The organism is Corallococcus sp. AB030 (genome assembly GCF_003668965.1).
Taxonomy (GTDB): domain Bacteria; phylum Myxococcota; class Myxococcia; order Myxococcales; family Myxococcaceae; genus Corallococcus; species Corallococcus exiguus.
Genome location: NZ_RAWQ01000015.1, coordinates 49,673 through 61,757 on the forward strand (window position 1 = coordinate 49,673; position 12,085 = coordinate 61,757).

Annotated in this window: 6 protein-coding genes; 3 read left to right on the plus strand and 3 right to left on the minus strand. The window is 70.9% G+C overall.

Features of this window, described 5'->3' with window-relative positions:
• The first annotated feature begins 156 nt into the window (after positions 1 to 156).
• Positions 157 to 3,135, plus strand: a complete 2,979-nt coding sequence (locus D7Y15_RS06040) for an ATP-binding protein (protein WP_199745887.1) — start codon at positions 157 to 159, stop codon at positions 3,133 to 3,135.
• Positions 3,136 to 3,143: 8 nt separating this feature from the next.
• Here the strand turns inward: D7Y15_RS06040 and D7Y15_RS06045 are convergent, their stop codons facing one another.
• The 3 genes from D7Y15_RS06045 to D7Y15_RS06055 form a co-directional block, all read right to left on the minus strand.
• On the minus strand, positions 3,144 to 3,566 hold the full coding sequence (locus D7Y15_RS06045; RefSeq protein ID WP_148712703.1) for a hypothetical protein: 423 nt from the start codon (positions 3,564 to 3,566) through the stop codon (positions 3,144 to 3,146).
• 201 nt (positions 3,567 to 3,767) lie between these two features.
• Complete coding sequence (locus D7Y15_RS06050; protein WP_120577814.1) at positions 3,768 to 4,268, minus strand: hypothetical protein; 501 nt, start codon at positions 4,266 to 4,268, stop codon at positions 3,768 to 3,770.
• Between the two features lie 87 nt (positions 4,269 to 4,355).
• Positions 4,356 to 6,383 (minus strand): YgiQ family radical SAM protein, encoded by a 2,028-nt coding sequence (locus D7Y15_RS06055; RefSeq protein ID WP_121751961.1) that lies wholly within the window; start codon positions 6,381 to 6,383, stop codon positions 4,356 to 4,358.
• A gap of 350 nt (positions 6,384 to 6,733) precedes the next feature.
• Between D7Y15_RS06055 and D7Y15_RS06060 the strand changes: the two genes are divergently transcribed.
• Positions 6,734 to 7,882: a hypothetical protein gene (locus D7Y15_RS06060; protein WP_120578774.1), complete on the plus strand. Its 1,149-nt coding sequence runs from the start codon at positions 6,734 to 6,736 to the stop codon at positions 7,880 to 7,882.
• 215 nt (positions 7,883 to 8,097) lie between these two features.
• Positions 8,098 to 12,069: an AAA family ATPase gene (locus D7Y15_RS06065; protein WP_121751962.1), complete on the plus strand. Its 3,972-nt coding sequence runs from the start codon at positions 8,098 to 8,100 to the stop codon at positions 12,067 to 12,069.
• Positions 12,070 to 12,085: the final 16 nt, after the last annotated feature.

The following is a 12,085-nucleotide window of genomic DNA, read 5'->3' on the forward strand; positions in this document are numbered from 1 at the left end:
GGGGAGACCGGCTGGCTACGTCCACATCAGGTCCCCTCGTCCACGCGTCCCGCACTCCTCGAGCCTCCCCTGAGCCGTCCGACGAACGAACAGAGCGCGCCGCAGACGGCCGGAGCCGCAGGGGCCGCGCCGCGTCCCGAAGGATGGCTGGAGTCGTTGCGCGGCGGCAGCGTGATGGGCCAGCTCATCCTGGAGCGGGACTGGTCCGGGACGCCGCTGGGGCCCATCGCGTCATGGCCGCCGACGCTGCGCACCCTGGTGAGCATGTGCCTGACGACGCGCTTCCCCATGTTCATCTACTGGGGGCCGGAGCGCGTGCAGCTCTACAACGACGCGGGCATTCCCATCATGGGCGCCAAGCATCCGGACCATGCACTGGGGCCGCTGCGCGAGGTCTTCCCGGAGCTGTGGCACCCGCTTGGCAGCATGTTCGACGAGCTGGAGCGCACCCGGCAGGCGAACTGGGCTGAGAGCCAGTCGCTGCCCATCCAACGGGGTGGTTTCGCCGAGGAGGCCTACTTCACCTGGTCCTACACCCCTGTGCTGGATGACGACGGCAAGGTGGTGGGCTTCTACACGCCGGCCCTGGAGACGACGGGGCAGGTCCTGGGGCAGCGGCGTTTGCGCACGCTGCACCTCCTCACCCAGCGCACAGGCGGCGCGAGCTCCGTGGAGGAGGCGTGCCGGGCCGGCCTGGACGCCCTGGGGGAGAACCCCGCCGACCTGCCCTTCACGTGGCTCTACGTCACGGACGCGGACGGGGCACGGGCCTCGCTCGTGGGCTCCACCGGCATGGGTGCCCGGAGCGCGGCGGTGCCCGCGCACTTCGACCTGCGCGCGCCGGAGGCTGGAGGGCCCGCGGGCGGGCTCCTGGCTCCGGTGGCGGGCACGCGCCAGGCCTGGCGGGTGGGCGACGTGAATGGGTGGCTTGGCGCACCGCTGCCGTCGGAGGTCGCGGAGCCGCCCCGGCCCGCCCTGGTGCTGCCGCTGCCGCACGCGGAAGGGGACCGGGACCTGGGCTTCCTGGTGGTGGGCCTGAGCCCCTTCCTGAACCCCGAGGGGGAGTACCGGGGCTTCCTCGAGCTGGTGGCGGGGTCGCTGGCCACGGCCGCCTCCAGCGCGCGTTCGCGGCAGGAGGCCGTGGAGCGGATGGAGCGGCTCGCGGCGCTGGACCGGGCCAAGACGGCCTTCTTCAGCAACGTGAGCCACGAGTTCCGCACGCCCCTGACGCTGATGCTCGGGCCCGTGGAGGACGCGCTGTCGGATCCGACGGAGCCGCTGGCCCCGCGTCTGGCGGAGCGGCTGTCCATGGTGCAGCGCAATGCCACCCGGCTGCTCAAGCTGGTCAACACGCTGCTCGACTTCACCCGAGCGGAGGCCGGACGCGTGCGCGCGGCCTTCCAGCCCACGGACCTGTCCGCCTTCACCGCGGAGCTGGTGAGCCAGTTCGAGTCCATCGCGAAGCGAGCCCAGCTCACCCTCACGCTCGACCTGCCGCCGCTGACAGAGCCCGTCTGGGTGGACCGCGAGATGTGGGAGAAGATTGTCTTCAACCTGCTCTCCAACGCGATGAAGTTCACGTTCGAGGGAGGCGTCCACGTCCGGCTGCACATGGAGGACGGCCAGGCGCGGCTGACGGTCCGGGACACCGGCAGCGGCATCCCGGAGGCGGAGCTGCCGCACATCTTCGAGCGCTTCCACCGCGTGGAGAACGCCCGTTCGCGCAGCCACGAGGGCAGCGGCATTGGCCTGAGCCTGGTGCAGGAGCTGACGAAGCTGCACGGAGGCACCGTGGACGTGACGAGCACACTGGGGCAGGGCACGACCTTCTGTGTCGCGGTGCCCCTGGGTAACAGTCACCTGCCGCGCGAGCAGCTCGTCCCCGAGGGAAGAGGTCCCGCGCACTCCGTCGAGCGGAGCGCGTCCGCCTACGTCGAGGAGATCCGCGGATGGCTGGCGCCGACGGGCCCGGAGGATGGGGCGCGAACTTCGGAAGGAGTGAGGGCCACTCCGCTGCTGCCACCCATGTCCGCGAGGGTGCTGGTGGTGGACGACAACGCGGACCTGCGCAAATACATCACGGGGCTTTTGGACGCGTCGGTGACGGTGGAGACAGCGGAGGACGGCTACGCCGCGCTCCAGGCCATCCGCGCGCGCCCGCCCGACCTGGTGTTGAGCGACGTGATGATGCCGCGCCTGGGCGGCTTCGGCCTGCTGCGCGAGCTGCGCGCGGATCCCCGGCTGCGGGCCATTCCGTTCGTCCTCTTGTCGGCGCGCGCGGGCGAGGAGGCCTCGGTGGAGGGCCTGGAGGCGGGCGCGGATGACTACCTGGTGAAGCCCTTCTCCGCGCGCGAGCTGGCGGCGCGGGTGCGCACCCAGCTGGAGATGGCTCGGGTGCGCAGGGAGGTGGCGGAGCTGTCGTCGCGCGAGGCGGTGTTGCAGGACGCGGTCCGCGCGCGGGACGAATTCCTGTCGGTGGTGAGCCACGAATTGAAGACGCCGCTGGCGGGCTTCCGGCTCCAGTTGGATCTCATCGAGCGGGGCCTGGGGCCGGACGCGCACGCCCGGTTGGGCGAGCGGCTCCTGTTCACGCGGCGGCAGGTGCATCGTCTGGCGACGGTGGTGGAGACGCTGCTCGATATGTCTTTGCTGTCCTCGGGGCCGGTGCACCTGAAGGTGGAAGACATGGACCTCGCCGCGCTCGTGAAGGAAGAGGTGGCCCTGGCGCGGGAGGAACTGTGCCGCGAGGGCTGCGAAGTGACCTTGCGAATCGCGGGCCCGGTGCGAGGCCGGTTCGACCGGGCGCGTCTGGAGCAGGTGGTACAGGGCCTGCTGTCCAACGCGTTGAAGTACGGACCGGGCAAGCCGGTGGAAGTGCACCTGGAGCAGGTGGGCCCGTCCGCGCGCCTGACGGTGGTGGACCACGGCATGGGCGTGTGCCCCGAGGACCGGGAGCGCATCTGGCAGCGCTTCGAGCGCGCGGTGTCCGTGCGCAACTTCGGAGGCCTGGGCCTGGGCTTGTGGATCGCCCGCCAGGTGGTGGAGGCCCACGGCGGCAGCGTCGGACTGTCCGAGACGCCAGGGGGCGGCGCCACCTTCACGGTGTCACTGCCCCTGGACGGCCCGCGGGCCTGAACGCGCAGTTACTTCTTTTCGGGCGCGAACGCGTCGACCGGTACGGCGCTGGTGCACGCGACGAGCGTGCCGGGCCCAGCTTCGCCCGTACATGCCGAGATCCTGAGCAGAGGATTGTTCGGGTAATCTCGGTTGCAGACCGCGGAGGTCCCCGCACCATTGGAATTCCAGCAGTACGTCGTGGACCCGGTATTGCCGTTGTAGATGCGCGCCACTGCAGAGTGGCCATCCGCCAGGGTGTCATAGACCGTGAAGGAGTCGCTGACGGAGTTGTACACCACTCTCACGCCAGTGCCGGTGATGGTCGTCACCGTGCTCTGGGAGACATTGCCCTCCGAAGGAGCCTGCGAATCGCCCTCCTCGGGCATCCCACCACAGCCGAACAGCAACCCACTCACCATCAAGGCCAGCGCAGGAATCGAACGGGTCATCGGTTTCCCTTGAGTCTGTGAATGCGGGAGCGCATCCACAGACAAAAGGGATAATTGGCTTTCAGGGCTATGTCAAACTAGTCATGAATTACTGTTTTGGGTATATCTTTGTGCCGCCCCTGAAGCAGCAGGGCCCGCACTCTCCGTGGAGGAGAGGCGGGCCCTATGTCTGGCTTTGACTGTTCGTCTAGGTGCAACCCACTACTTGGAATCCACCACCAGCACCATCCACCGGTCGGTGGCGTGGTCGATGCGCAGGTTGGCGGCACCGGCCTCCTGGAGCTGCTGCACGATGCGCTCCAGGAACTGGAGCTGCTCCGCGGACGCGTCCACGAACACGTTGCGCGCGCCCGGGCCCTTCGCCTTCGGCTTCTTCGCCGGCACCGCACCCGCGTGCAGCTCCGGCGTCGCCGCGGCCTTCAGCAGCGTCCCCGCGTCCTCCGCCGTCACCTCGGCCCGCTCGTCCTGCACTTCCACGTCCTGCTCCTCCTTGGGGGCGGCGACCGGAGCGGCGGGCTGCGAGGACAGCTCCTTCTTCGCCTGTTCGCGCAGCTCGTTGAAGGTGCGCAGGTTGATGGTCGCGCCGAAGCGGTCCTTGAAGCTCTCCAGGGCGTCCTGGCGGCTCAGGTCGGGCTGGTTGCGGAAGAGGTCGAGCAGGAACGCGTGACGCTCCTGCGACTGCTCCTGGGAAGTCCTGGGCATGGTGTCGGGCTCCGGCGGTGTGGCCGCTCGTAAAAGGCGGCGCACCTATACCCGAGCCTCCCCCCGGAACGAAAGTCAGGGGGCCCGCTACCGCCCGCGTGGGCCCGGACGCGGCGTGCGGCCCCCACCCCGAGGCCCGGACGGACGTGGCTGCGCCGGCCGGGGCCACGCGTTCGTCGCCAGGCCCTCCCCGGCTTCCGCGTTCTCCGAGGCACGCCGCAGGCGCGAGGCCTCCGCGGCGGACTCCGGCGGCACCAGCGCCTTGGGGCCCCGTCCAATCAGGTCCTCGCGCCCGGCCAGCTTCAGCGCCTCGCGCGCCAGCGGCCAGTGCTCCGGGTTCCAGTAGAGCAAGAGCGCCTTCTGCAGCCGCTTCTCGCGCAGGCCCTTGGCCGTGTACACGGGCTCCATCTTCAGCGGGTCCAGGCCCGTGTAATACATGGCCGTGGCCACCGACATGGGCGTGGGGATGAAGTCCTGCACCTGGCGGGGCCGCTTGCCCTTCTCCTTCAGCCACTGCGCCAGCATCACCATGTCCTCCAGCGTGGAGCCGGGGTGGCCGCTGATGAAGTAGGCGATGTCGTACTGCTCCTTGCCCGCGTCCTCGCTGGCGCACGCGAACATGTTCTGGAAGCGCTCGAAGCTCTCGATGCCGGGCTTCTTCATCTTCTCCAGCACGCGCGGCGACACGTGCTCCGGCGCCACGGACAGCTGGCCGCCCACGTGGTGCGCCGCCAGCTCCTTCACGTACTCCGGCGAGCGCTCCGCCAGGTCGTACCGCACGCCGCTCGCGATGAAGACGTGCTTGATTCCCGGCTCCTCGCGCACCTGCTTCATCAGCGAGATGAGCGGCCCGTGGTCCGTCTGGAGGTTCTCGCACACGCCCGGGTGCACGCAGGACAGCTTGCGGCAGCGGCTCTCGATGTCCTCGCTCTTGCACTTGAGCTTGTACATGTTCGCCGTGGGCCCACCCAGGTCGGTAATCGTCCCCCGGAAGTCCCCCATGCGCCGCACCTCGCGCACCTCGCGCAGCACGCTCTGCGCGGAGCGGCTCTGGATGACGCGCCCCTCGTGCTCCGTGATGGAGCAGAAGGTGCAGCCGCCAAAGCACCCGCGCATCAGCACCACCGAGTGCTTCACCGTCTCGTAGGCGGGGATGGGCTCCTTGTACATGGGGTGCGGCACGCGGTTGAGCTTCAGGTCATACAGCTCGTCCATGGCCACCGTGGCCGTGTCCCCGGGCTTCTGTCCGGCGCCGTCCTCCAGCGGCCGGGCGGGCGGGTTCATGTAGATGGCGCGGTTGCCGTGGCGCTGCGCGATGGCGCGCGCGTTGCCGGGGTTGGTCTCCATCTGGAAGTCCCGGCTCATCACCGCGAAGGCGCGCGTGTCCGCCACCACCTCTTCGTACGAGGGCAGCACCACCACCTTGTCGTGGTCCGCCGCGCGCTTCGCCGGGTCCGCCTCCAGGGCCTTCATCGCCGCGTCGTTGATGAGGTGCGCGGTGCCCCGGATGTCCTTCAGGTCCTCGATGCGCTCGCCCCGGTTGAGCCGGTCGGCGATCTCCCAGATGGGCCGCTCGCCCATGCCGAACACCAGCAGGTCCGCCTTGGCGTCGAAGAGGATGGAGCGGCGCACCTTCTCGCTCCAGTAGTCGAAGTGCGCGATGCGCCGCAGGCTGGCCTCGATGCCGCCCAGCACGACGGGCACGTCCGGGAAGGCCTCCCGGCAGCGCTGCGCGTAGACGATGGAGGCCCGGTCCGGCCGGCAGTTGGTGCGCCCGCCCGGGCTGTACTGGTCCTCCGAGCGGTTCTTCTTCTGGGCCGTCAGCCGGTTGAGCATCGAGTCCAGGTTGCCCGCCGCCACCCCGAAGAAGAGCCGGGGCGCCCCCAGCGCCTTGAAGGGCTCCGCCGAGTGCCAGTCCGGCTGGGGGATGATGCCCACCTTGAACCCCCGCCCCTCCAGGAAGCGCGCGATGAGCACCGGCCCGAAGGCCGGGTGGTCCACGTAGGCGTCGCCGCTCACGATGATGATGTCGCACTGCTCCCACCCCCGGGCCTGCATGTCGGCGCGGGTGACGGGGAGGAACGGGTGGGCGTAACGCGGAGTGATGGAGGCCATGGGCTTGGTTCCCCTCAACAGCGGGGGGGGGCCCAACCAACCCCATCAGGGCGGGCGCTGTCCACTGCGACGGCCGCCTGCCCTCCTGTGCCCCGAGGGACCGGCAACCCGTCAGGTCGTCCAAACCCAGACACGGAGTGCGCCGTTTCTCGACTCCTCGCAAAGACAGACAGCGGGGTCATTGGGGCTTCAACGTGGTGTCTATGTATACCTGGACCCGGGTACAAGATTGCCCGTATTGCTAGAAAATTCCGTTTATGGCAGAGAATAGGGCGCGGGCCTGGCTGTCATTGTCTGGCATCAGGCCCGCTCCCCCCATCCCGGCACCGCCCTTCTCATTGGAGAGAGTCATGTCCTTGCGCCGTCCTCTGTCGTTCTTCGCCTCCCTGCTGATGCTGAGTGGCTGTGGTACCGAAACCCTGGAGGAGGGCGTGGCACCGGGCCAGTCCAAGGCCGCGCTGCACACGGGCATCGACCTGGCGGTGTCCGGGCTGGGGGTGACGTGTGACGACGGCCAGGTGGCGACGGTGACGGGCTTCATCGTCAACGAGGCTCCGACGGGCATCGACCCGTCGGTGGCGGGCATCTACGCGGGGGACCCGGCCGAGGGCGGCACGCTGCTGGCGACGGTGAACGTGCCCTGGCTGGTGGGCAAGGAGCGCTACGCGTTCGAGACGGCGGTGCAGATCCCGGAGGGCGCACAGAAGCTGTTCGTGGTCGCGGACGCGTTCAACTTCTTCCCGGAGGACAGCGAGGAGAACAACACGGCGACGCTGACGCTGGCGGCGGGCGGCGGCTGTCTGGTGAACCAGGCGCCGGTGGCGCTCTGCAAGAACGTGACGGTGTCGGCCAACGCGTCGTGCTCGGCGGCGGCGTCCATCGACAATGGCTCGTATGATCCGGATGGCTTCCCGCAGCCGCTGAGCATCACGGCCAGCCCGGCGGGCCAGTACCCGGTGGGGACGACGCCGGTGACGCTCACGGTGTCGGACGGGATGGACTCGGCCACGTGCAGCGCGACGGTGACGGTGGTGGACGCGACGGCGCCGGTGGCCGGGGCGAGCAAGAACCTGGTGCTGGCCCGCACCCCGGGCGCGGACTACAAGACGGTGACGCTGGCGGACTGCGCGCAGCCGGCGGCGGACACCTGCGGCGGGACGCTGGACCTGCAGCAGTCGGCCTCCATCATCCGCGTGGAGTCGGATGAGTCCGAGGACGCGCTGTTCAGCCTGGCCCTCTTCAAGTGCCAGGACATCAAGCTGAGCGCGGACCGCAAGTCCGCGCAGCTGCGCGCGGAGTCCAGCCTGCTGGGCAACGGCCGCGTCTACACGATGGTGTACTCGGTGGCGGACGCGTCCGGCAACGCGACCATCGGCACCTGCAAGGTGAAGGTGCCCAGCCCCCTGGGCATCCTCTCCGTGGGCCTGGGGCCCAACTACTGCCAGGGCGAGGGTTGCCCGGCGGGCACCGGCAACGGGCTGCTCTGCCCGCTGCTGTAGTCCCCGCGGAGGTCCAAGGCGGTGAATGACGGCCCGGGTCCGCGAGTGTGCGCGGCCCGGGCCGTCGTGCGTGAAGGGGAGGGCTTCACCGACGGTGCAGGCGTGCGAGGGAGCCCGCGCGCGCGTTGACGCAGATCGACGCCTCCCCTAGCTTGGCCGGCTTCCCGGCGCCGCCGCTTCCGAAGTGAGGAAGGGCCTCGCCGCGAGCACCCCGCATGATGCGCAGGACGGACGAGGAGTCGGGTCAGGGGGAGGCGCCGCGGGACGAGCGTGCTCCGGATGACCTCATGCCCGTGCTCCGCGTGGAGTACGACACCGACGTCCAGGAGGGACACGCCGCGCCCGTGCTCCGGGTCCGCGCGTCGTGGCCGCCGCAGGAGTCGGAGGACGCCGAGCCCGCGCCGAAGGTGGCGGAGGTGAAGGGCAGGGCGTCCGCGAAGGCGAGGACGCTGACCTTCCGGGAGCTGGACTCCGCGGCGCTGGCGTCCATGCCGGCCTCCCACCGCGTGAACCGCGCGGTGCCGGCGCGTCCCGCCGGACAGGGGAACGCTGCCCCTGGCACGGTCGAGGCATCCGCGCCGGACCTCCTTCGTTCGGACGACGCGGCCGACAAGCGCCCTCCGGTGGAGGCACCCGCGCCGGACCTCGTCCGCGTGGACGACGCGGCCGACAAGCGCCCTCCGGTGGAGGCACCCGCGCCGGACCTCATTCGCGTGGACGACTCGGCCAACACGCCTCCTCTTGAGGTGGCACCCGCGCCGGACCTCATTCGCGTGGACGACTCGGCCGACATGCCTCCTCCCGAGGTGGCACCCGCGCCGGACCTCGTCCGCGTGGACGACTCGGCGGACATGCCTCCTCCCGAGGTGGCACCCGCGACGAACCTCGTTCGCGTGGACGACGTCGCCAACGCGCGTCCCCCGGAAGAGGCCCCGGCCCGCGACGTGTCCGCCTCCGGCGACGTCACCCCGGCGGAACGCGAGGCCATGCAGGCCGCAGTGTCCTCCGGGCGCCGCCGGGAACAGTGGGTCGCCCCCACCTATCTTCCGGAGGACCTGCGCGACGCGCTGGTGGCCGAGCGCAGCCAGTACCGCGCGCAGCGGATCCAGGAGGCACGCGAGGTGGGCCTGGCCGGGCCCGGCGTCCTGGGGCTGGTGCCCGTTCCCGCCGCGGATCCGGACTGGTCCGGCGGCTCGCTGCTCGGCTTCCTGGGCGAGGAGCTGGTCTTCGCCGGGAACATCGTCCACCTGGACTTCGAGTCCGGCCGCGTCTTCGCCTCCTCCGACTCCGGCGAGGACCTGGACCGCCGCGTCCTCTCCTGCGAGCGCTGGTGCTACCGGCCCTATGACTTCGCGGAGGCCCTGTGCGCGGCGGCGGCCGCCTACGAGGACCGCACCTCCGACCTCACCAACGCCCTGGCGCGCGCGAAGGGGGAGCTCCTCCCGTCCACGCCGTCCCCGCGCGACGCGGAGCTCATCCCCGTGGACCGGCTGTGGCGCCAGCCGTGGGGCAGCATCTGGGGCCCTCCCGGCACCGGCAAGACGACGGCCGTCGCGGACCTCATCGCCCGAGCCCTGCGCGCCTACCCCAACGAGCGCATCCTCGCGGTGGCCCCCACCAACCGCGCCGCGGACGAACTGGTGATGCGCGTCAGCGCCCTGCTGGAGCGCGACCCCATCCCCCTGCGCCCCCTGGCCCGCAGCATCTTCCGCGGCGGCACCGGCGCCAGCGAGTCCCTCCACAAGTTGCCCACCGTGGCGATGGAGGAGAACAAGGCGAGCAAGCTGCTCAACACCATCGAGCAGCGCGAGCGCGAGCTCACGCTGGAGCGCTCCCGGGGCGGCCCCGCGCCGGAGCTCGCCCGCATGCAGGCGGAGCTGCGCAGCTTGCGTGGCCGCGTGAAGGACCCCACGCTCAAGGAGGCGGAGAAGGGCGAAAGCCCCCTCATGGTGCTCACCGTGCACCGCGCCCTGCGGCTGGTGTCGGAGCTGGAAGGCGAGGAGACCTTCCAGCGGCTCGTGGTGGACGAGGCCGGCATGGTGACGCGCGCGGCGACGGCGCTGCTCGCCCCGCTGGCCCGGCAGGTGACGCTCGCGGGCGACCCCAAGCAGATTGGCCCCGTGAGCCGAGCGGCGGAAGGGGCGGGGAAGGGCACCCAGACGTGGCTGCGCGCCAGCGCCCTGTCCCACCTGGAGGACGCGGTGAAGGACGCGGAGCGCCCGGACGTGCTGCTCCTGCGCACCCAGCACCGCATGCACCCGGACATCGCGAAGGTGGTGAGCCACTTCTGCTACGGCGGCGCGCTGGAGGACGGCGACATCGTGAAGGACCGGGCCCAGAGGCCCGCGCCCGTGCCCGCCTTCCCGTCCCGCGCGATGTGGCTGGTGCTGGATGGCCTGAGCCGCGACACCCGCCGCCTCACGCACGGCCGAGGCGAGACGGGCTCCGGCTACCAGCGCGAGCTGTCCGCGGAGCTCGCCGTGACGCTGGCCCGCCAGTCCGTGCGCCTGGGCCTCACGGTGCTGTGCGTGACGCCCTACCGCGCGCAGGCGGCGCTCCTGCGCAAGCTGGGCAACGCGGCGGGCCTGCGCCACGACATGTTCAGCGCCTCCACCATCCACCGCCAGCAGGGCACCCAGTACGACGTGGTGATGGTGGACACGGTGGCTGGCGGACGGCCCTTCCCGCCGCACACGCTGGTGCCCATCCTCAACGTCGCCGCCAGCCGCGCGAAGGAATACCTGCTGGTGCTCGCCTCGCGCGCGGAGGCCCGCGCCTCGCCCGTGCCCGCGCGCTTCCTGTCGCTGCTCCCCCGCGTGCGCGTCCACGCCGGCACGCCGCCTAAGCTGGAGCTGCTCGCCACCCAGCCGCGCCCGCCGCCGCCACCGCCGCCGCCACTGGTGCCCGTGGGCCTGGGCGGAGAAATCGCGGGTGGCAAGGACACTGGACCGCTCTTCACGCAGGAGCAGGTCTCCCTCTTCGAGCGCCGCTTCGACGACGGCCACCACCTGGTGCGTGGCGTGGCCGGCAGCGGCAAGACGTACGTGCTGGCGCACTGGGCCGCGCGCTACCTGTTGGAGAACCCGCGCGCCCGGGTGCTGGTGTCCTTCTACAACCGCTCGCTCACGCCGCTCGTGGACAAGCTGCTCATGGAGGCGCTCACCGTGCGCGCGGGCCCGGAGCAGCTGCGCGCGCTCAGGGCCCAGGTGACGGTGAAGCACGTGGGCGCGCTGCGGCGGCTGGAACCCCACGCCTTCGACGCCGTCTTCGTGGACGAGGCGCAGGACATGGACGCCAAGGGACTGGCGGCCCTGCACGCGCTGGTGCGCCCCCGCGTGGGCGAGGACGGCCGCGAGTCCCGCTGCTTCCAGCTGTTCATGGACGACTCGCAGAACGTCTACGGCCAGGCGCCCATCGACAGCTTGAAGGATCAGCTCCCCGAAGGGCTGTCCTTCCGCGGCCGCACCCGCGTGCTCAAGGAGACCTTCCGCGCCACGCGCGACATCCTCGACGTGGCCTTCAACGTGGTGCTGGACCCGTTGCGCCAGCACCGAGTCACCGACCCCGGCATGCGCGAGTACATGAAGGCCGGAGAGCTGGCCCGCGAGCGGCTCCTGTGGCTGCCGGAGGAGACGCTGGAAGGCCTCTACCGCGTGCAGTCCACCGAGCGCGGCGGCGTGCTGCCGCAGGTGAAGGACTTCGCCTCCAGCACCAGCGAGGCGCGCTGGGTGGCCAAGGAGATTGCCCGGCTGGTGCACGAGGAGGGCGTCCACCCCGGCGACATCCTGGTGGTGGCGCCGGTGATGCCCGCGTCGTTCACGGACGCGCTGCGCAAGGCGGGCGTGCCCGCGGAGGCCTACGGCGGCAAGGGCGGCCGGGAAGTGACGGACTTCCGGGTGAGCGGCGTGGACCACGTGCGCGCCACCACGGTGTTCTCATGCAAGGGCCACGAGTGCCCCGTCGTCTTCTTCGCGGGACTGGAGGCCCTGGACTCCATCGAGGCGTGGATGGCGGGCTCTCGCCAGCGCAATGAGCGCGAGAACGAACGCATCCGCCGCGCGATGTTCTACGTGGGGGCCACCCGCGCGATGAAGCGCCAGTACCTCACCGGCGTGCGTGGGGGCCGCTTCCTCCGGGTGGCCGCGTCCTACGTGGAGACGCTGTCCGGCCACCGCCCGGCGCCCTGAAACACAGGGCGCGGGA